Here is a 22,258-nt window from a genome sequence, read left to right as displayed (position 1 = left end):
TAGGGATTGATGATGTTGGATATCTGGGCATCCTGTTTTTGCTCTTCAGGACGATCAAATGTAATAAGGTGAAAAATAAAAGACAAATAAATCCTTTATTATGTTTTCATTTACCCTCCTTTTTTCAGTTGATGGAAGGTGAGTATGGGATCTTCTGTAAGATTGTTGGTTTACTAGTTTTTTGCAGGAAAAGAAGGGGTATTTTTATCCTTGTAAACCCAACTCTCTTTTTGCTATGATCATCGAAATGACTTACTGGAAAAAACTTACGCCGGAGGAACGACTCTCTCGGGTGCAGCAGGCCTTGAAAGACAATGTGGATTTTTACAAAGATGCCAGTCTTGGATATCCCGCATCTCGCTTAGATGATAAAGTCTTTTCCAATGACGCTCTTTTTCTCCGCGAGGCACCGGTACTGAGTACGTTTGTGGCTAATCCCAATCATATCGGCTGTCATACCTTTGGAACTTCTGAGTTTGCGTTTCGTGGCACACAAGCGATTGAGCGGGAGGTGTTGAGCATGATTGCGGTAGACTTATTTAAAATCGAAGATGGCCAATATGATGGTTACATTTCTCCCGGAGGTACTGAAGCCAATGTGCAGGCAATCTGGATCTATCGAAATGAATACCTCAAAAAGCATGGAGCAAAGCTCGACGAAATCGTGATCTTAGCCTCTGAAGACACGCATTATTCCATTCCAAAAGCGGCCAACCTCCTGATGCTGGACTGGGAAAAAATAGCAGTTGACCCAGTTACTCGTCAAATCTTACCAGAAGCAGTGGAGGCCGGAGTCAAAGCTTGTCTTGCCAAAGGGAAGAAATACTTCATCGCAGTCTCCAATATGGGCACGACCATGTTTGGCTCGGTGGATGATCCCAACGTTTATTCGGATCGATTCAAAGAATATCAACTGCCCTTTAGGCTGCATGTGGATGGTGCTTATGGGGGATTTGTCTATCCTTTTGGAGATTTTGAAAATCAGATCAATTTTTCCAATCCTGATATTTCTTCCATTACGATTGATGCCCATAAGATGCTTCAGGCACCTTATGGTACAGGGATTTTTGTTTGTCGAAAGGGCCTCATCGAAAACGTTCTGACCTCCGAAGCTCAATACGTAGAAGGAATGGACCTGACCCTTTGCGGAAGCCGTTCGGGAGCCAATGCCGTCGCAGTTTGGGTGATTCTCACCACTTACGGCCCGCACAAGTGGTATGAAAAAATCTCTGTGATCAAGATGCGCACCAATTGGCTGTGTAAGCAATTGGATCAGCTGGGTGTAAGTTATTTTCGCGAACCCGAGATGAACATCGTCACCATCCGATCCGAATGTGTACCCGAGTCCATTGCTCATAAATACAACCTTGTTCCTCAATCTCATGACGAGTCCAATCAATGGTATAAAATTGTGCTCATGGATCACGTGGAGATTGAGCATCTCAAGGATTTTATCCACGATTTGGTATCTTCAAAAAGTTTAAGTCCAAGTTAAATGGTCAACATCACACCTAAAAGTAACACCCTCCGCAAAGCTATTGCCCAAGCCATTGTCAAAGTCAGTTTGCCCGAAACGATCCAAGCGATTCAAAATAGAGCTGTCCCTAAAGGAGATGTGCTTGAGTGTGCCCGTGTAGCTGGACTTTTTGCCGCCAAGAGGACAGCAGATATGATTCCCGATTGCCATCCGCTTCCGGTAGAATTTACCGCTGTCAGCTATGAAGTGGGGGAGCTGGAAGTGAAGATTTTTGTCGAAATCCACACGATCTACAAAACAGGTGTAGAGGTTGAAGCTATGCATGCTGCCTCCGTGGTCGCACTGACGATGTATGACATGCTCAAGCCAATCGATAAGGGCGTAAGTATCGAGCAGATCAAGCTTGTGGAGAAAAGAGGCGGAAAGTCAGATCGTACTCCTGTTGGAGACAAGTCAATCACAGCCCGTATTGTGGTTTGCTCTGACACCATTTCTTCGGGAAAAGGAGAGGACCGAGCAGGTGAGGTAATCCGTGAAAAACTGGAAAAGCATGGAGTAAGCGTTTTGGGAAAAGTGATCATCCCCGATGATAAGAACCAGATTCAGAATTTAGCAAAAGAGGCTTCAAAATCAGGCGTAGACTTGTTGATTTTCACGGGCGGAACGGGCCTATCTCCTCGTGATGTGACTCCGGAAGCATTGGAAGCAGTTTTGGATCGAAGAATCCCCGGCATCGAGGAAGCCATCCGAGATTATGGGCAACTACGCACTCCTTATGCTATGCTTTCCCGCTCGTTGGCAGGACAGATAGGCAGCACGATCATTTTGGCCTTGCCGGGTTCTACTTCGGGTGCAGGTGAATCGATTGATGCAGTTTTTCCTGCAGTTCTTCATGTATTTAAAGTCATGGAGGGAAAAAGGCATGATTGAAAAAGTTTGAAAGATCTGGCAGGACTCTAAAATCCTTCCTGGTCTTTTTTTTAAAATCCAAGGGCGGATTTGGGTGAATAAATGTTAATCTATTCAGAAACTGGGAACCCTGTATTTGGGAATCCTTAGGTCTCAACCATGGAATGCATACAGTTGTGTGATTGGGTCGGAGATACAAATCATAGCTAGAAATGAAATGGAAAAATCAGATCCTCAAAGATTGATTTTGATTTATTTTCCATAGGATTATCCCAACCATCAGGATAAACTGAATCAAAATGAGGTATCCGTTAAGGATGCCGAAGAGTTGTCGGAGTTGAAATTCTCCCCATAAACTCGATAGAATCCTTCCCAATAAGCTCACTTGAAAACTAATCCAAGTGGACCATAAGATGGGATGGTAAGGAGACTCCCGTATTCCAAAAATGGTTGGGAAAATAATTGGTGCATGGGCCCAAATCATGGAGAAGGTAAATCCTAAGAAGAAGGTATGCAGCATCAAGTCATAATAGATGGCATGACTTTCCATCCCTAGCAAAATCAACCCATGAATACCAAGCCATACATATCCTACCCGAAGCCCGATTCCGATGTACCGGAATTGTCCTGACTTTTTTGAGATTACTTTGGCCATGTCAAAAACCAAAAGCCAAGCCGATATGAGGAGGGCGGAAAGCCCCATGATCTCATTGCCCCAAGAATGGAAAGGGATTGCCAACCCGATGGCGAATAGAGCGAGAAGTAATTTCAATGCGTGTTTGGACCAGGAGGGAACCGGTAAAAACTGACTCAACTCCAATCGTTCACCTACAATGGTAAACAATAGAAATCCTATCCACCACGTGCTGCCTGCAGCAATGAGTCCAGTATGCCAAGACATGTAATTTCCGATAAACCATGACACTGCTCCTGCATACAGCAAGGCTGTATGAAACTTCGGATGCTTTAGCGACTGTAAATGCATAATTAAACTCAAGCCTAAAGAACCCGCCATCAGTAGGAATAAGCCGATCTCGTCAATTCCCAAGAAAAAAGGTATCAAAGAGGCTCCAGTGAGCAAAGGGATGATTAGCCAAGTTTTCTTTTCCATGATCATGGCCCGCTCTATTGAAATCAGCGTACCTAAAAATCCACCTGTCATAATCAAACCGTGATAGACCCCCGCCTCTGAAATTGGAACCACTAAGCTCCCAAGTCTAATCCAACCCCCGGAGATACCCAGCAACAAGCTGAGGAATACCAGTGGCAGTAGATGTAGGGCTTTGAAAGAATTGAGTTTCATGTTTTGGATAAGTACATCTAGATTTGTAATAAAGGACAATAATATCCTTTATATTCACCAAAGAAAAGGGGCCTTGTCCCCTTTCAGTTTTCAAATTTACGATTGGCTAAATAAAGGACAAAAATATCCAATATTATTTTTTCCAACTTGCAAAACTTCCTGATGTCTCATATAGTGTCAGATCGACGAGTTCGATTGTATGGGGAAGTTCTTTTCTGATTTGGAGAAAAATCCATTGAATCATTCGTTCAGCAGTTGGTTCGGTTTCCATCCAGGTGATTTTGCCGGAATAGCCGGAGAAAATTTTCCGGTTTTCTTCGCTTTCCTTCAGAATTAAGGCATGATCTAAATGATTCAGCACGGCTTTTTGAAGGATTTTTTTCAACTCTTTAAAATCCATAACCATATCGGTATCTGGGTCTATGGGACCTGTTACGGTCACTTCGAGTTTGTAGGTATGACCATGGATTTCTTTGCATGGGCCAAGGTAATTGCTGAGTCTGTGAGCTGACTCAAACTCTATTTTTTTGGTGATGCTGATCATCTGGACTCCACCAACGCGGGTTTGAGATCCTCTAATTTCATCAAGGCTTCATGCAACTGATCTTTCATTTGTTGGATCACTTCTTCGGTGTCCAGTTGAATCTGATCAATCAAGGATTGGTAGTATTCAGTGCCTTTTTGAAGGTTTGCTTTGAATTTTTCGAGGTAATTGGCCTGTTTGGCGTTCACCTCTGGGCCGAGTTTTTCCCATTCATTTTTGAGGTAGTCGACGTAAAGTTGGAGTTCCTTGACGAATACATGCGGCCGCTCGTAGTCCAGTTGAAGTCTGATTTTACCATAGATGTGATCGACCATTTCCTTAAGACTGAAGATTCCTTTGAAGTAAGCCAAATTGGGTCCCGGACAAATGGTGACTGCATTGAGGTTACGTTTGGGTGCTCCCCCATTGGCAAGAATAGCAGGTGCACTCAGCCCTTCGCAGAGGCAATCTTTGGCAAGCGTTTCTTCCAAATCGGTCTGAGAAATGGCGCCGGTTTGGAAGAGTTTGGTTTTCAGATTTTGGTACTGACGGGAAGCTGTGCAGATCGGTTTTTCTGTGAATTCGGTACTGAAGGAAAGAAACTTTTTGTAGCAAGGGCTTCCCGGACGATTGTTTTCTATTCGATTTTTTCGCTGATCTTCTCCGCTCGAGGTTTTAAGGTTATTAAACGGGACGCCTAAAGGAGAAGCATGGCTGAGAAAATAGTCAGACTTTTTTGCAGCCAATATTCGCTGCAAGGTGTCCTCATCTACTGATGTAGCTTCAGGCACCAAAAGGAATGGACTTCCCCAACCTGTGCCGTCAAGCTGGTAAAACGTACGGAGAAATTTATCTTCTTCGTGAGTGCCGATGCCTCCCTGATAAGTGATTTTCAAAGGAGGCATGTCAAAGAAGCTTATCTTTTCCTTATCCAGTAATGACTTTTGGCATAGATCGAAAAGTGCACTTTTGAGCTCCTCACGATTGGCTTTGAATTCTTCCAAGATCGGGCCGATCAAAAATCCATCGGTTGCAAAAGCATGTCCACCGCAGTTGAGTCCCGATTCGATTCGGAATTCTGAAACCCAAAGTCCTTTTTTGGCCAGAAATTTACCTTGGATCAAGGCCGAACGGTAATCGCTGACTTTGAGGATGATCCGTTTTTTGAGTTCGCCCATGGAGTTGGGGAAAAAGTCGGTAAACTGCTCCGCATAGGCATAAAGGGCAGGGTTCATTCCTGCTGAGAAGATCACTGCGCCGTCGATTTTGCTCATGGCAAACCCTCTTAAGGCGGATAGCGCATCCGAATATTCCCTTGGAAGTTCATTGCCCTCTTCGTCTGAGTTAAGCTTATCCACTTTGGTCATGATGTTGACATCGATGCTGCCGGGAAGGATCATTTCGCGGATTTGAGCAATGTAGAGTTGCTTTTGGATAAAGTCAGCATCTTTTGACTCCTGGATAAGTAAATGGATGGGATGATTGCTGGGCAATAGGTCTAGGTAACCCAGAAAAGAATCATCCTCGAGAGATTCGAAGTCCTTGATTTCAATGAGTTTTTTTTCTACCAAGTCATGAAGGAGGTTCAAGTAGGATTTGATACGTTCGGCTCGGTAGTCCGGTGATTTTTCAGAAATGGGAAAAAAGGGAAGTCCTGATTTTTCGGAATAGATCTTTCTCATTTCTTCCAACAGATGGTCGTCCATGATAGAGACGACGCTGGAAATCCCCAAAGGCGCTACTTTGATTGGGGTGTCCACAGTGTAGCCGAGACCCATGACAGGGATATGAAAAGAATGAGGAGTAGAAATCATTTGAATGTCAACTTAAACGAAAAGACAATGGAATAGAGTTGGCAAAATTACCCTCCTTCGGCAGGTGTTGACCTGATATTTCAAGGCTTAGAAGTATGATTTTAATCAGGGAAAAAAACTTGAGACCTGTAATCCTTTGTAAAGACGTATCTGTAACCCAAGTCACTGTTAAGAAGAAGTCTTAGATCCACTTTTAAACTTCTTTTTAAAAATCATGGGAAATGTAAAAAAAGAGCATTGGGAAGCAGTCTATCAGACCAAAGATACCACCAAGGTTGGCTGGTTTCAGCAAGTGCCACGAGTTTCCATCGAGTGGATTGATCAGCTTAACCTGTCTAAAAATGCCTCCATCATCGATGTGGGAGGAGGTGATGGATTCCTGGTGGATTGGTTGGTGGATCAAGGGTATGTGCACGTGACCCTCTTGGATATTTCTGAATCCGCTTTGCAAAAAGCACAAAACCGCCTAGGTCCATCTGCTTCAAAAGTAACCTGGGAAGTTTCCGACATTCTTGAATTTGAATCCAGTGCTAAGGTTGATTTATGGCATGATCGGGCAGTTTTTCATTTTCTCACCGAACCCAATGACCAGCAGACCTACAGTAGTTTGGTGGAGAGATCGATAGTCTCAGGTGGATATTTGTTGCTTATGACCTTTTCCAGATCTGGACCATCTACTTGTAGTGGCCTACCCGTACAGCAATACGATGAGGCTGATTTGAAGTCCATGTTCATCCAAGAATTTGACTGTATCAAAAGCCTGAATTACGATCATATTACCCCTTCAGGGAGTCCACAGAATTACACTGTGGCTCTTTTTCGTAGAAAATAATTACTGACCAAAGCCACCCCAACATGATCTATTACCAATCCAAACTTGTCGCATCTCCAGATCTAGTCTCGCTGAGAGCTAAAGTAGAAGCTGCCTTAAAAGAAGAAGGCTTCGGGATTTTGACTGAAATAGACCTTCAAGCTACGATGAAAAAGAAGCTGGACAAAGACTATCCGCCATTTCTGATTTTGGGAGCTTGCAATCCGGTATTTGCGGATAAAGTCTTGACTGCAGAACCGCACGTGAGCACTCTTTTGCCCTGCAATGTGACCTTGAGAAGTCTCGGTGGGGACCAGTATGAAGTGACCATCATGGATCCTGCAGCGGCGATGTCAGTGGTGCAAAATCCGGCTATTGAATCGCTGGCTAGTGAAGTGCGTGCTAAATTAATGGGTATGCTGGAGAGGCTGTGATCCACCCCCTTTCAATCAATGCTTACTTCACCGCCTTCGGGTCTATCCGTACATATTGGATGGTCTTCCGATCGGGAAAATGGCTGGAATAGGTGAGATGCACTTTTCCGTCAGTATCCTGAATAAGGGAAGGATATGAAAAGCTTCCTGCCTTGCTCAGGTCGTTTTCCAAATATTGAGGCGAAGACCAAGTTTTTCCCTCGTCTTCGGAAATCCATAGGGCCAACCGATAGCGACCGTCGTGCAGGTCATTTCCCACCAGCCACCATCTTCCGTCTTGGAGTGTGAGTAGTTCCACACTTGCTGTGTTTGGTAGTTCGGTTTTTTGAGCAGCAGTCCAAGAAATTCCCCCATCCCTGGAGATGCTTTGCTGAATCATCGTGGGTCCATCTCCCGAATCCCGAAGCATCGCCACGAGTTCTCCATTCTTTCTTTTCGCCAAAGCGGGCTGAATAGGCCCTTTTCCTACCAAGGGTTTGCCGGGTTTCCACGTGTCTCCATGATCTTCTGAAATGGCCATTATCGAAAAATTGAAACCATCGGAATACAAGGGAAGGATGATTTTGCCATCGATAAGTAGTGGTTTGATCCTTGTCATCCAGCCAATGCTGCGTTTTTTGGAGTCCAAACTTGCCTCAGCAATCATCCGCTCGTAAGCAGGGGCATACTCCGCCCAAGCCAAATCGGCATCAGGCAATTCTTTGAATTTTGCTTTGACTTCCTCAGCGAATTCATCTCCCGGCTTGAGGAAAATATTGTCTTGCCAGTGCCAAGTAGGAGCACCGGATTGGAGGAAATCCAAGCTTCGTTTGACCCTTAGAATCGAATGCTCCCAGCGATTGCCTAGGACGGCGATCCATACGAGGAAGAGTTCATTTTTTGTGTTGAGGAAAAGGACAGGATTGCAATCAGGAATGCCCGGCGTGTCTGCCATGATAAAAGGGGCAGTCCAAGTGTTGGAATTTTTGGATTTTCTTGCCCCCATCAACAATACATCATCCGCTGTCCGCTCACCCGAACCCTGAAACCAGACCGCCAAAAGATCTCCGTTTGGCAAAGCTACCAAGCTGCTGCCGTGCACGTGTTGGGTTTGACGGGGAAAAATCTCAACTCTGCTTTCTGCAGGCAAAATGGAATGCTGTGCAAAACCGGTAGAAAGACCCAGAAAAAGGAGTGAAGCAAAGCAGGAAATGGAATGCTTAAGTAAAGGCGTGATCATCGTGGTAAAAGGGTCAATTTTAGGTTTGAGCTATCTTCGAAATGGCTTACTGCCAAAAAGTACTGATTCTTTTTGAATTACCTATCCAGTGCCTTTTGATAGGAAAGTAGATTCAATGTTAAGGTTCATCTTTGTGTAAAATCTGGGTTGTTTCAAGTTATTTAGTTAGACTTTTCTTTAAAAAACTCCTTCTTTGCAGAAAATGTCATTCTGTGATTTCTCTTAGTGTTAAAAAATCCCTCCGATTTGCCCGTGTCCTGGGGCTGATTTTCTCCTTTTCCATTTTCCTTTCCTGTGAGGAGCCCATTGAGGTCATTGTCCCCAAAGGAGATGACGGCCAAGTCTTTGCTGTTGATACAAAAGAGAGTGAATTGCCCTATTTGGTGATCGATACACAAGGGAAAGATATCCCTTACGAACCCGGGATTCCCGCCAAAATGAAGGTCTATCAAAAGAAAAAACTCATCCAAGAGCAGCGAATTGATCTGGAATTTCGGGGAAAAACATCCTTTAGACTTTCGGACAAGAAGGGTTTCAATTTCGAAACCATCGATGCTGCGGGTGAAGGGGTAGATGTGTCTTTTTTTGGCATGCCTGTAGAAGAAGACTGGAGACTGATCGGTCATGTGGTGAACTTGAAGGAAAAATACATTTGGGATCGAAGCTTGATCTACAACCATGTAGGCTATGAGCTTTCGAGAAAAATCGGAAAATATGCCAGTCGAGGTCAGTTTGTAGAGGTTGAAGTCAATGGAGAGTATCTCGGGGTGTATTTCTTCTGTGAAAAACTCAAGCGGGATTCCAACCGGATCGATATCAAATCGCTCAATGCATCCTCTACCAACCTCACAGGTGGCTATATTCTTAAAATCGATAAAGCCGATGCAGGACCTGAGCATGATGGGAAGCCGCTTTCTTACTTCATGAACAATTGGGATGACGATGCCCGATATACCGAGTTCAACAGCTTCCGAAGCAATTTTGATATTTTCCAAAAGCCCATCACATTCCCCTCTTTCCAGCCTCCTTACCACGCTCAGCAGTATTTGGAGACTTATTTTAACTATGAGTATCCAAGTGCGGAGAATATCACACCTGCTCAGAAGCAGTACATTGCCAAGTACATGAATGACTTCGAGAAGGCCTTGATTTCGGATGACTTTTCGGGTGCCACTCGAACGTATACCAATTACATTGATTTGGGCTCATTTGTGGATTATTTCCTGATCACGGAGCTCTGCCGCAACGTGGATGCCTATCGAATCAGTACTTTTTTGCAAAAGGATCGGGATGGTAAACTTGCTATGGGGCCGGTTTGGGACATGAACATCGGTTTTGATGAAGGGGATAGGATTCCCAAGAATGATTGGGTGATCAACTACAACAATTATGTGCAGCGAGACCCATGGATGGTGCCATTTTGGTGGACTAGGTTGATGGCAGATCCGGTTTTCAAGCAGGCAGTAAAGACGAGATGGCAGGCACTTCGCCAGGCCGAACTCAGCCCTTCTCAAATCCAGAAAGTGGTAGATGATGCGGTAAATGTCTTGAAGAAAAACGGAGCGGTCGAACGAAACTATGCCAAATGGGATCAGGGCATCGGAGTCAATTACGACCAGGCAGTGCAAAACCTGAAGATCTTCCTCACCGACCGTTCCAATTGGATGGATAGCAAGATCGGAGCCTGGTAAGGGAGTGAATTCAATTTACAATGATCAAATTCAATGAACAATGATCAAATTCAATTATCAATTTTCAAGGAAGATCCGCCATTGATCATTGTTGATTGGTCATTGCTCATTTTTCCATCATAGGAAATAGCCTCAGGATATTTTCCCGGCTCGGTCTGTTGCCGTATTCACAGATTTCAAAGGCTTCTGTTCTCTGGTCAAACTCAATGTTAAAGGAAGGATCGCCATTGGTAATTGATCATTGTCCATTTGACATTGCTCATTTTCCCATCATCGGAAACAGTCTCAATATATCTTCCCGAGTAGGCCGCGTGCCGTACTCGCAGATTTCAAAAGCTTCAGCAAACTTCACCTGAGCCGCTTTTTCGGCACCATACCATTCCTCCAGCGCTTTTTTAACCATAGGGTTTGGAGCCAAAGCCCGTTTGGATTTCAGCCAGGCGACGCGTTCTTCTTTTCCTTCTGGAATCACATCGGTCTCATTTCCAATCCAAGGAAGCCATTCGTAGAACTGTGAAGTATGCGCATCCAAGGCATAAATTTTTTGGTCAATGACGGATGTGATGTCGATCACGATGTCGGGTGAAAAAGGATTGGGCTTCTGGAAATTGTCCTGATAGTAGAGGAAAACCGGGTTTTTGCGAAGGGGAGGAGTGTCGGCTGCGATATTCGGTACGCCCACCATAAAGGCCGCATCCTGCACCAAGACTCCCGTGTAGCGGTGATCGGGATGATAGTCATTGGGTCGGTGGGAAATCACCACATCCGCTCCCCATTCCCGGATTTTTCGGATCACATCGAGTCGGATTTCCAAGGTTGGGAGTAGTTCTCCGTCGTGATTGTCCAAGACATCGTATTGAATTCCCAGTCGCTTGGCCACTTCCTGAGTTTCGGCATAGCGACGCTTAGCAAGCATGCCTCCGCCCATTTCCATGTGTCCCGCATCCCCGTTGGTGACGGAGAGGAACTTGACTTCATGACCCATTTTGGCAAAAAGAGCCGCAGTGCCTCCACTTTTGATGTCGCAGTCGTCTGGATGCGCGCCGATCATCAGAATGCGAAGCGGTTTTTCCTGTGAAAAGGCGTGGGAAAAGGCCATATACAGTAGGACGAAAGACAGGAGAGCTTTTTTCATGGTAGGTGATTTGGGTTGAAAAAGCTACCAAAAGGAATGGTCAAATCAAAGAATCGACCAAGCCTACTTCCCCCGTATCCGCTCTACGTCTGCGAGTTCAATCTCCAATGGATCTCCTAAAATCTGTGAGCCAGAATCAGTAATCCAATACCCATCTTCTACCCTGATGCCGCCGAAATTGCGGTATTGAGCCAGTTTTTCATAGTTGATATACTCGCTGTGGAGGTTTTCAGCCTGCCACTGATCGATCAGTTGCGGAATGAAATAAATCCCCGGCTCGATGGTGATTACAAAACCGCTTTCGAGTTCTTTCCCTAATCGTAAAGATCTTAATCCAAACTCTTTACTCTTTTTGAATGCGTCGGTGTACCCCACATACTCCTCGCCCAAGTCCTCCATGTCATGGACGTCCAAGCCCATCATGTGACCCAATCCACATTGGAAAAACAAAGCATGAGCTCCTTTTTCGACTGCATCGTCCAAATTACCTTTCATAAGGCCCAACTCCTTCAGGCCTTCTGCCAGTCTTTTGCAGGCTAGTAAATGCACGTCTTTAAATCGGATCCCCGGTTTCAATGCTGCCACTGCGGCTTGATAGGCATGGAATACGATCTGATAGATTTCCTTTTGGGAGGAGGAAAATTCCACTCCCACGGGAAATGTCCGGGTAATATCCCCTGCATACCGCATAGCTGATTCCGCTCCAAAATCACCCAAAAGCATTTTTCCTTCAGTCAGGGTATTGGAATAGTTGTGGTTGTGCAGAATTTGACCGTTGATGGTAATGATAGGAGGGAAGGATAAATGTCCTCCCAAAGCGAGGGCTTCCCCATTTACTAAACCTAAGAGTTGGTACTCCTTCATGCCGGGTTTAGCTTCCTTCATTGTGCGTTTGTGCATGCTCACCGAGATGTTCACGGCCTTGTGGATCTCTCTGATTTCCTCTTCAGACTTGATAGACCGCAAGGCTACAACTGCTTTGATGAAGTCTACGGAAGCTCGGGAAGGAATTTCGGGATTGGGAATGGAAAGCCATTCTGCCAGTTTCAGACTGTTTTCAGGCCGATAGGGAGGAAGGAAATGGATTTTCTGAATGGGGTGCTTTGCCAAAAACTTGGGCAACTCGTTTTTGGCTTGTGTGATTTGGATTCCTACGGCTTCTGCCAATTCTGAAATGGGCGGATGAGCTCCTTGCCAAATCACTTCTAGGGTGGTCAGATTGTCTCCAAAGATGATTTCCAAATCCTGATCGACATCAATGATCGCAGCAAGTCCGGGCATGTCCAATCCGAAAAAATAGAGGAAGGAACTGTCCTGACGGAAGGGATACCAGTTGTCCTTGAAGTTGCTGCTGCTCTCTTCATTTCCAAGAAAAAGCAAAATTCCGGAACCGATTTTTTCCTTGAGCCGCTTTCTTCTTCCTATGTAGGTTTCTTTTGAAAAAGTGTTCATGTCAATTTTTTCTATCGATTGAGGGTGGATCCTGTTTTATTATTTCTCCTAGTACCAATCCTACCTACCGCCAGCTGGTAAATTTTTCAACCAGAAGTTTTTCATGGTTTCCCGTAAGTGAAGGGACGTGTTTTCCCGTTCGTTGATGCTATGCGAACGCATCGGGTACGACATCATGGAGAATGGCTTGTTGTATTTGATGAGGTTGTCTACGAGCATCTCAAAGCTCTGGTAATGCACATTGTCATCGCCTGTGCCGTGGATGATCATGAGCTCACCTTGTAAGTTTTCGGCATAGGTGATGGGCGATCCCTTGATGTATCCTTCCTTGTTTTCCTCCAACAATCCCATGTAACGCTCCTGATAGGTGGCGTCATAAAGTCGCTGGTCGGAAACAAAGGCAAGTGCAATTCCAGCCTTGTAAAGCTCAGGAAAGCGGAACATTAAATTCAGGGTCATCTGCCCGCCTCCGCTCCAGCCCCAAGAGCCTACCCGTGAGGAATCGATGAATGGATAGGTTTTGAGAACTTGCTCTACAGCGTTCTTTTGGTCATAGGAGGCCAGAATTCCAATTTGACCATAGATCGATTTTCGCCAATCTCTACCTCTTGGAGTTTTAGTGCCTCGGTTGTCGATGCTGATGATGACGTATCCCAAATCTGCTAAGTAGTGATGCCACAGGTCTCCATCCGCCCAATTATCCTGGACCGTAGAGCTTGCCGGTTCGCCATAGACAAACGCAATAAGGGGGTATTTTTTAGTAGGGTCAAAATTCTTGGGTTTGATCATCCAGCCATCCAACACTACCTCTCCGATGTCCACTTTGAAAAACTCCTTTGGATTCATATCCAAAGCCGCAACCTTGGATTTTAGCTCCTTATTATCCTCCAAGAGGCGGACGGTTTCATGCTTGGGAAGACTGACCAAACTATAAACGGGCGGAGTTGTGGTGTTTTGAAACGTGTGGATAGCAAATTTTGAATCGGTGGAAATTTGATAGCCGTTTTGCCCGGAAAGGTTCATTGGTGTGATCCGTTCGGCTTTTCCTTTTTTGGTCAGCGAACTGCGATAAAGGTAGCGTTGGGTAAAGTTTTCGGGAGAGGCGATGTAATAGACAAAACCACTCGTTGGGTCGATATGGCTGATTCGCTCCACATCAAAATTCCCCTCCGTGACCAATTCAACCGTTTTTCCATCTCTGGATACTTTGTATAAGTGCATCCAACCGTCCCGTTCACTGGTCCAGGTGAAGAATTTTTCCCCATCCAACCAGCGGATGTTGTCATGGATATCCAGAAAGGCAGCATCTTTTTCAACCAGGATTTTGGACAAGGACAGGGTTTGGATATCGCCAATCCAAACTGTGTTTTGATTTTGTGGGCGATTCAGCTGCTGAACCATCACTTCCTGAGAATTAGGAATAAACTCCATTCGTGCCAGGTAATTGTTTCGTGGATCGCCTGGGAAATCAAACCACTTGGTCTGCCCTCCTTCACTGGATACTACGCCGATTTTTACCGCGGAAAGGGTTTGCCCAACTTTAGGGTAGGGCAGCGGTATAGGCTTGGAATAGATGGAGTCGAGGTTGTTGATTAGATAAAATGTGCCCACGCCTCTGGTGTCAGACTGCCAGTAAGCGATGTTTTTCCCGTCAGGGCTCCATCTGAAACCATCTCGACAATCCAGCTCTTCCTCATAGACCCAGTCAAAGGTGCCATTGATGATGTCTTTGTCTCCATCAGTGGTGATTTGGGTGATTTTTCCCGATTCGAGGGATTCTACGAAAATGTTGTTTTCACTCACATAGGCCACCCGGGTGGCGTCAGGGGAAAATTTGGCAAACATCAAGGTGGTGGCTGGAATTCCCTTTCCCAGTTGGCTGAGTTTCCTGGTTTTTAAATCCAACACCCAATAATCTCCTCGGGTATGGTAGCGCCATACTTTTCGGGTATTGGTGAAAATCAATAGCTTGCTATTGTCCTCTGACCAGTGATAATCTGCCACGCTCAAGGGTTTGCTTACACCTGTCGGGGTTAATTCTTCCGCAGAAATCAAGATCGATCGAGTGCCCTTGGCTGCATCGTATCTCACCATGTCGTCTCCCTCTAGCCGGGGATTTTTTTCAATGCTTGAGTAGCCTGTCCCGTCTTTCATCCATCGGATTGGGCCAAACCGATTTTGTCGATAAGTTCCGTTTTTAAAGATGTCAGCTAAGGTGAGTTCGGTTTGGGAATAAAGGTTACCTATAGCGCTGAACAGAAAAATCAACAAGAAGGCAAAAGAGTTTTTCATAGGAATCGGTGGATGATTTAAAGGATATTCAATCTTCAGGAAACGATGTTTTTTGAAATAAGAAATTCAAGGTTTGCTTTTGGGACGCTGTTAAATATAGACCATTCATGTGCTTTTGTCACCATATGAAAAGAGATAAGAGAGGAGTTAAAATAGATTGTAAGAGGAGGTTTTTCTGAAATAAGATTTTGAATAGGCGTCTAAAAGCCAATTTATGGAGGTTTTTAGTTTTAGCAAGAGTAATAAAAAAACTTGAATTGGATTGATTTAACTCTATTTTAGGAGAGACTTTAAATGATTGATTCCCATGACCTATCCCAGCATTTTTAACGACGTAATTGGTCCTGTAATGAGAGGTCCATCCAGTTCTCACTGTGCCGCCTCCCTTAGAATCGGACGAATCTGTCATGACTTGATGGATGGACGTATATCAGGGATTGAGATCGATTTTGATCCGGATGGTTCCTTGGCAACCACCCATAAAGATCAGGGTTCGGATATGGGGTTGTTTGGAGGATTTTTGGGTTGGGAGGCTTATGATGAACGATTGGTTGATTCCGAAATGCACTTGGGGGGAGCTGGAATCCGGGCTACCATTACCATCAAAGAACTGAAGGAAAAGCATCCCAATACCTATCAAATCACCCTTCATAATCCTTGGGAAACTCATCAGGTCATTGCTATTTCCACAGGAGGCGGAATGATTGAAGTCTTGGAAATCGATGGAGTGAAAGTGTCCTTGGCAGGAGACTGCTTTTTGACCTTGGTCTATTCCTCTAATACCCAAAAACTGGATGCTTATCTCCGTGAGGCGAGATTGCCTGAGGATTTGGAAATTCACGCAAATGATAAGGGTATCCTGATTTTGAAATCTCAGGCTTTTCTGGATGAAGCCTACTTGGAGGAATTAAAAGCAATTGATGGAGTCATTTCTATAAGGCAAATCAAACCCGTCTTGCCGGTGCTTTCACGGAAAAACACCAGCGTTCCCTTTATTACCTGCGATGAAATGTTTGCCTACAATGAAGGCAAGAATCTCAGCCTTTGGCAGCTTGCAGCGCGCTATGAAAGTATGCGAGGCAATATTTCTGAGGAGGAAGTGCTTTCCAAAATAAACGACATCCGAATTATCCTGAAGAATGCAGTAGAGACAGGCTTGAAGGGAACAAAATTCGAGGACCGAATTCTTGGCCCACAGTCTGTGAAATTCAAGTCTATGATGGAGGAACGGAAGCTGGTCGATGGGGATGTATTGAATCGAATCATTATGTATGTGTCCGCAATCATGGAAGTGAAAAGCTCCATGGGAGTGATTGTCGCAGCGCCAACGGCCGGTTCCTGCGGAGCAATGCCCGGGGCAGTGTTGGGGGTGGCGGACTCCTTGGGACTTTCCGATGAGGAGACCAATAAGGCTTTACTCATTTCTGGTTTGATCGGGGTGTTTATTGCTGCGCATTCTACATTCGCAGCTGAGGTTGGAGGTTGTCAGGCCGAATGTGGTTCTGGAGCAACCATGGCCGCAGCAGCTATTGTCCATTTGGCAGGAGGATCCTTAATCCAAAGTATCTCTGCAGCTTCCATGGCTTTGCAAAGTTCCTTGGGAATGATCTGCGATCCGATCGGAAACCGAGTGGAGGCGCCCTGCCTCAACCGAAACGTCATGGCCGCCTCCAATGCCCTTTCCTGTGCCAATATGGCTTTGGCGGATTATGATCATTTGATTCCTTTAGATCAAGTGATTGAGACCATGTATGAAGTAGGGAAAAGCATTCCCAATACCCTGAGATGTACTAATTTGGGAGGGCTTTCGATTACCAAGGCAGCCAAGGAAATTGAGGCGAAACTGACCCAAAAGCAGTTTTATAAGAGCTGCTAGGGTTTAGTGAAATTGGATAATCATTGGGCTAAAGCCAGAAGGAGGGTGGTTAGATTCTAGTGTAGAATGGGCTAAAGCCACATTCCAATTGATAGGCGGGGAATAAAGATAATCCTTGTTAGAATTAAGGAAAATTGAATTCAATTTTGGGCTAAAGCCACATTCCAATTCATCTATGAATTCACATTTAATTGCCTCCAACTTCAGTTGGAGGATAAAGAATTCCATCAAAAAGATTTAGGCTTTAGCCAAATCTATAGATATAACAGTGGATTTTTTGGCTAAAGCCTGAAGGAGGGTGCGCAGATTCTAGTGTAGAATGGGCTAAAGCCACATTCCAATTCATTGGAGTGTAAAGAGATATTGCCTCATTGCAAACCAATTTATAGAAGATCATTTAAGGAATAAAGCCAAATTCAAATAAATCGATTCACACTTAATTGCCTCCAACTTTAGTTGGAGGATAAAGAATTCTATCAAAAAGATTTAGGCTTTAGCCAAATCCATAGATATAAAAGTGGATTTTTTGGCTAAAGCCCGAAGGAGGGTGCGCAGATTCTAGTGTAGAATGGGCTAAAGCCACATTCCAATTTATAAGAGAGGTTACCGAGTTGTGACTTCCCCCAACTGATGGATCGTGTTTTGAACCAATCCTTCTCTTAAAACCCCTTGATCATCCTTGATATGGTATTGGATTTCCATCCCCCAGGTAGGTTTGATGTTAGGGATGGTGAGTTTGATTGTTTTTTTGTCGGGACTTAATTCGGCTTTGGTGACTTGCAAAATCTGCTCGTTGTGATGCTTGGAACCATATTTTCTGGATCGGAGCAAATCCCAGATTTTAACTCTAAAATGGGAGGTATCTTGAACACTTGTCGCATCCAGATTATCGGTAAAGGTCAGGGTTATTCCGGTTTTTGTAGCCTGAATACCTACCGGTATGACCATAGGCTGATCGACTTTTCTAATTCGGTAAAGTCCTCCCAACTGAGGTTGAGTAGAACCCCAGGCTGACAGGCCGCAAAGGTACAATTGGCCGTCCCCGGGATTGAATCTTCCCCGCATCACTCCAGTGGAAAATCTCGGGATGGGCAACTCAAAAATGCCTCCTTGTACCTGACTGCCGACTTTTTCAAATGGAACCACAAACACTTTCCCATAGCCATAGGAGAGGTTCAGCAGCTTTCCGTTGAGTGCACCCCATTTTTTGCTGTCCACCCAGAGTAGTTCGGACGGGGACTGATCGCGGTCTCTTTCTACCCATACCAAGGGCTGCTCCATGCCCTTTTCCGTGCTGTCTTTTGGGGGATTAAACCCAAACATGTTTCCATAAAAACCGCCTTTTTTGACCCAGTTGATGCGGTTCATCGGATTCCAATGCCCTTCTTGGTCGGTCACGATAAAGGTTCCATCCGGGTTGATGCAGACGCCGTTGGCAGCGCGGAAGCCGGTGGCTATGATTTCTGTTTTCTGCCCGTCTTTACTTACTTTAATCAAGGTACCATGCTGAGGAACCAAGGCTTCCCGGGCATGTCGGGCACTTTTGGCATAGTAGAAATTGCCTTCTTTATCGGTTTGCAGCCCCATGGCAAATTCATGGAAATGATCGGTGACTAGGTGGTCACTGTTGAAGGCTTCGTAATAATCGGTTTCCCTGTCCCCGTTGAAGTCGTGAAGTTTCACCAGTTGATCTCGGCAAGTGACAAAGATTTCCTCATTGACCACTTTGATGCCCAAGGGCTGAAACATTCCTGAAGCGATGCGCTGCCAAGTGAGATTTCCGGAGTTTTTCGTGAATCCCTCGACCATCCACACATCCCCGTCGGTCGAGCAGATTACACCTTTGTTGGGATCTTTGAAAAAATCAATGCCACTGAGTCGGAACTGATTTTTCCAAGGGCTGTCAAATGGCGGATTCATGATGTCCACTTGAAAAGGCCCCTCTTGGGTTCCTGATTGAACTTCGGAGGTTAGTTTTTGAGGATATCTGGAAGGTCCCCCTGTCGTCAATGACTCTAAAGATTCTGGCGGCGTGGTTGTTTTTGCATACTGCGAAAGCCCCTTGATGCCGGATTTTCCGATTAGGATTTTGACTTTGATGGGTCGAGAAGGGGAAGTCTCCATCACCAGAAAACCGCTTTCTTCTTTCAAAACAGCCCCTTCACCCACCAATCCAACTGCCGTTCCTTTTGGGGCGATTCGCATTTTCAAAGGCTTTACAGAAGGAGAAATGTTTAGGGTTCGGGTAAAAATGGGTTGGTTTTCCAAGGTTTCGAGCCCAAAGGTTTCCAGCACCTTGGCACTTCCCACGGTATAGAAAATGATTACTCTGTCCCTAAACTGATAGAGTCCTTTGTATTGCGCCCATTCCCGAGATAGTGGGCCAAACTTTCTTCCATCCCGAGCTTGGAATCGGGGATCGTCAAACTTTCCCGTAGAGGGGTTTGCCCAAGCAGGAGCAACCGGATTGGAAAAGTGAAGATCACCCACAGTCCTTGGAGAAATGTTGTGCTTGCCGTTAAACAGAATCGCTTCCCAATCGATAAACCCTTCCCCTGTCAATGCTCCGGCTACCCGCATCAAGTCATGGTCAAACATCATCCAAGCTTTGCCCGCAGCCACTCCGCCTTTTCCCTGATCCAGTCTCACGGCAATGCCTTTGTAAGCAAAGTTAGCTTTGATCAGGTTTTCATCGGGAAGGGGTGAAGGCCCAGAAGATCGCTCCCGCTCAGGAGCATTCAGGCCTACCAATTCATAGGTGTTAATCAGGAAGTTGCCGTAGTCCATTTCTGCCCAAGGCTTAAATTCTTTCGGAGCTGGCCCAGTCGTGCTTCCCATTGGAAGGCTGGCTAGGTAGGTAGAATCGATCTCCACAAACTGTCCCGGATTTTTCTCCCTGATGAAAGTTTCCCTCAGGTAATTGATGAGGTCATATTTTTCGGTGGGAGTCAGGCTGACTTGGGGAGGCATGGAGCCATAGCCTCGGGTGAGGGTTTGATAGATGGAGTAGGGGTCTTTTCCAACTTTAAATTCACCTTCCCAAAATTTGAAGGCATTGGGCATGGATCCTTCCTGATCGGGATTTCCGTGGCAGTTGAAACAGGTATTGTTGTAAATGTGCTCCCCTGTGCGAATGGATTCATCGGATCGGTCGTCCAGCGCAGTCAGTAGTTCCCGATGGTCAATGTCTTTTTCGTAATCGGGCAAATCTGATTCCTGAAGAATAAATCCCGTTGGTAAATCAGTTTCTTGGGTGGATGAATTGGGTTTGCATCCGGTGATCAGGAGGATGGCAAAAAACAAGAGGCCGCTAAGGGAATTTAAGTTGATTTTCAAGTGCTTGATGGCTTGGTTTGGAAAGGAATTTAAGAAAAATGATGGGATAGTAAGAGGTTAGGCTCCGATTAGTCCTCAGACTGCTTTTTGAAACTCACCGCAGTGGCGCAGAGGTCGTAGAGAAGGGAAAGGCTAAAGCGTTTTCTATGTGCGACTATGTGTCTATGGTTTTTTCTATGTGGTAAAAAAACTCACTGTCTATTCTGTTCCATTGCGCTGGTATCAGGCTGGTTTTTCCAATGCATGATGCTAGACCGATTAGCGCAAGTCTATCGACCTGCCTTCCGGTAGGCAGGCTTGTGCTTACCTGTATGCAGTCTTCAGACTGCTTTCTGATTTCCAAAAAAGAATTTTTAAACCACTGTAGACACATAGCTACACATAGTTTTAGTCTTTCTCAAGAAAGCCCTGCTCCGCAGGAGCAACATCTTGGTAGAAAAAAAGATATCGAAGGCACCCCAGCGCTTGACACGAGGATCTTCTTTGGAAAAGTCATCTAATTCCAGCGCAATGGAAAAAGAGCCGCTCGATTGAGAAGGGTTTTCAATAAGGTTTCCCGCAAAGATGGAAAGCCGCAAAGAGCCTGTCCATTTTGGTGTCTCAAGCACCTAGGCAGGAAAAAAAGAAAAGGGTTTTTGGAAAAGCTTACCGGACTTCGTCGCCATTATGCTCGTCCAGATGGTTTTTGGAAGGGAAAGGAAAGAATTACATTTTTACAAACTGGGTCTATTGCTATCCCCTGATCTGGCTATGAGGTTGGTAATTTTTATTTCCTGCTTAAAACATCCAAAGCTTCACCAAACACAGGTGGGACTCTTCCTTTCCAGATTTGGCTGTAATTGGTCGCCATCGCCAGATCCAAACTAGGAAAATACACCGCCTGAGTTCCCCAAAATCCCGCATGGGCAAAGGCTTCTAAGCCATTGATTTCAATTCGGTAAATCCCAATGCGATAGTCCATCATTGGACTCTCGGAGTAAGTTGGTGCTTCAAGCATTTTTTCTAAAGTCTTGGTGTTTTTGAACACTTCTCCTTTAAATAGGGCAAGGAAAAACTGGGTCAAATCTTTCGTAGTAGACAGTAATCCCCCTCCTCCAAAATAATCCATACTGGGATGGAACAAATAGGTGTCTTTGCCCTGAAAATACTGATGGATTCTGGCTTGATCGACTTTGGGATTGAGGCCTTCAAAGGCTGTATTTTCAAGCCCCAATTTTTCGAAGCCCAGGATTTCAGGGATAGCAATTCCAAGGGGCTTTCCATGAATTCGTTCGATGATTTCTCCCAAAATAAGGTAACCAGTGTCTGAATAGCTGAATCGTTCGCCAGGATTGCCTATCGGGTTTCCACCATCCACACAGAGTTTTAGCTGCTCTGTTCGAGTCCATTCGTGACCGCCGGGCTGGAGGACTTTTTCGAAGAAAGCCGGTGCATGGGTGTGGTCAAAAAATCCCGCATTATGCTGCAAAACCTGGATGATACTGATCTTGTCCAACTTATAGTCCTGACGCAGGATTTGGGCATGTTCATCAGAGATATGGTTAGCAATTGGGTCTTCAAGTGCCAGTTTGCCATCTTCCCAAAGTCTCATAAGGGATGCTGCCACAAATGTCTTGGTTACGCTTGCTATCCGAAAAGTCCGGTCGGATAGCAGCTTTTCCCCAGTTTCCTTCTCTGAAAATCCTGCTGAACCTGACCAATGGATCTCCCCGCTTCCGGACTGGATATGGAGTAAAATTCCCGGGATATCCTGATTCAGTTGTCCTTCGAGAATTCGCTGAAGGGCTTGGTTATCAGTGTTCTCCTGTGCCAGCAGCCTAGAAGTGAGAATGAAGAAAAGGAAAATGAATTTTATTTTTTATGTATATCCGCAATGATACCAGTAGCCAAATAAGTTCTTACTGACAGTTAGTGACAATTGCTTTAGTTGGGTTTCAACTTGCTTTAAATTAGGTCAAAATAGACGGTTTTGACCATGAACATTAT

At 45.1% G+C, this 22,258-nt stretch carries 15 protein-coding genes; 6 read left to right on the top strand and 9 right to left on the bottom strand.

The features are described 5' to 3' along the window. The first annotated feature begins 235 nt into the window (after positions 1-235). Together ACFPIK_RS10225 and moaCB are read left to right on the top strand one after the other, a co-directional pair. On the top strand, positions 236-1,495 hold the full coding sequence (locus tag ACFPIK_RS10225) for a pyridoxal phosphate-dependent decarboxylase family protein (RefSeq protein WP_377914880.1): 1,260 nt from the start codon (positions 236-238) through the stop codon (positions 1,493-1,495). Continuing rightward, entirely contained in the window at positions 1,496-2,407 is a 912-nt protein-coding gene (gene moaCB, locus ACFPIK_RS10220; protein WP_377914878.1) for a bifunctional molybdenum cofactor biosynthesis protein MoaC/MoaB, read from the top strand. Positions 2,408-2,612: 205 nt separating this feature from the next. Here the strand turns inward: moaCB and ACFPIK_RS10215 are convergent, their stop codons facing one another. The 3 genes from ACFPIK_RS10215 to ACFPIK_RS10205 form a co-directional block, all read right to left on the bottom strand. Further along, complete coding sequence (locus ACFPIK_RS10215) at positions 2,613-3,689, bottom strand: hypothetical protein (RefSeq protein ID WP_377914876.1); 1,077 nt, start codon at positions 3,687-3,689, stop codon at positions 2,613-2,615. Positions 3,690-3,822: 133 nt separating this feature from the next. After that, a complete protein-coding gene (gene queD / locus ACFPIK_RS10210; protein WP_377914874.1) occupies positions 3,823-4,233 on the bottom strand; it encodes a 6-carboxytetrahydropterin synthase QueD in 411 nt (136 codons plus the stop codon). Next, positions 4,230-6,026 carry a hypothetical protein gene (locus tag ACFPIK_RS10205; RefSeq protein WP_377914872.1) on the bottom strand — a complete coding sequence of 599 codons (1,797 nt, stop codon included), beginning with the start codon at positions 6,024-6,026 and terminating at the stop codon, positions 4,230-4,232. The genes queD and ACFPIK_RS10205 overlap by 4 nt, the downstream gene beginning before the upstream one ends. A gap of 214 nt (positions 6,027-6,240) precedes the next feature. Between ACFPIK_RS10205 and ACFPIK_RS10200 the strand changes: the two genes are divergently transcribed. After that, positions 6,241-6,858: a class I SAM-dependent methyltransferase gene (locus ACFPIK_RS10200; RefSeq protein ID WP_377914870.1), complete on the top strand. Its 618-nt coding sequence runs from the start codon at positions 6,241-6,243 to the stop codon at positions 6,856-6,858. Between the two features lie 23 nt (positions 6,859-6,881). Continuing rightward, a complete protein-coding gene (locus ACFPIK_RS10195) occupies positions 6,882-7,271 on the top strand; it encodes a DUF302 domain-containing protein (protein ID WP_377914868.1) in 390 nt (129 codons plus the stop codon). A 22-nt stretch (positions 7,272-7,293) separates the two neighbouring features. On the opposite strand, the gene ACFPIK_RS10190 is transcribed toward ACFPIK_RS10195, so the two are convergent. Further along, positions 7,294-8,490, bottom strand: a complete 1,197-nt coding sequence (locus tag ACFPIK_RS10190; protein ID WP_377914866.1) for a sialidase family protein — start codon at positions 8,488-8,490, stop codon at positions 7,294-7,296. Positions 8,491-8,702: 212 nt separating this feature from the next. On the opposite strand from ACFPIK_RS10190, the gene ACFPIK_RS10185 reads away from it, so the two are divergent. Then, entirely contained in the window at positions 8,703-10,181 is a 1,479-nt protein-coding gene (locus tag ACFPIK_RS10185; protein WP_377914864.1) for a CotH kinase family protein, read from the top strand. 259 nt (positions 10,182-10,440) lie between these two features. On the opposite strand, the gene ACFPIK_RS10180 is transcribed toward ACFPIK_RS10185, so the two are convergent. The 3 genes from ACFPIK_RS10180 to ACFPIK_RS10170 form a co-directional block, all read right to left on the bottom strand. Further along, positions 10,441-11,316: a PIG-L deacetylase family protein gene (locus ACFPIK_RS10180; protein ID WP_377914862.1), complete on the bottom strand. Its 876-nt coding sequence runs from the start codon at positions 11,314-11,316 to the stop codon at positions 10,441-10,443. Between the two features lie 63 nt (positions 11,317-11,379). Then, complete coding sequence (locus tag ACFPIK_RS10175) at positions 11,380-12,768, bottom strand: aminopeptidase P family protein (RefSeq protein WP_377914860.1); 1,389 nt, start codon at positions 12,766-12,768, stop codon at positions 11,380-11,382. A gap of 60 nt (positions 12,769-12,828) precedes the next feature. Beyond that, entirely contained in the window at positions 12,829-15,060 is a 2,232-nt protein-coding gene (locus ACFPIK_RS10170) for a S9 family peptidase (RefSeq protein ID WP_377914858.1), read from the bottom strand. Between the two features lie 307 nt (positions 15,061-15,367). On the opposite strand from ACFPIK_RS10170, the gene ACFPIK_RS10165 reads away from it, so the two are divergent. After that, positions 15,368-16,936, top strand: coding sequence for an L-serine ammonia-lyase, iron-sulfur-dependent, subunit alpha (locus tag ACFPIK_RS10165; protein ID WP_377914856.1), 1,569 nt, complete (start codon positions 15,368-15,370; stop codon positions 16,934-16,936). Positions 16,937-17,539: 603 nt separating this feature from the next. Here ACFPIK_RS10165 and ACFPIK_RS10160 read toward each other — a convergent pair. After that, positions 17,540-20,272 (bottom strand): DUF6797 domain-containing protein, encoded by a 2,733-nt coding sequence (locus ACFPIK_RS10160; protein ID WP_377914854.1) that lies wholly within the window; start codon positions 20,270-20,272, stop codon positions 17,540-17,542. 766 nt (positions 20,273-21,038) lie between these two features. Next, a complete protein-coding gene (locus tag ACFPIK_RS10155; protein WP_377915171.1) occupies positions 21,039-21,998 on the bottom strand; it encodes a serine hydrolase domain-containing protein in 960 nt (319 codons plus the stop codon). Positions 21,999-22,258: the final 260 nt, after the last annotated feature.

This window comes from Algoriphagus aquatilis (genome assembly GCF_042657405.1).
Taxonomy (GTDB): domain Bacteria; phylum Bacteroidota; class Bacteroidia; order Cytophagales; family Cyclobacteriaceae; genus Algoriphagus; species Algoriphagus aquatilis.
This window is presented reverse-complemented; position numbering and strand designations above follow the sequence as displayed.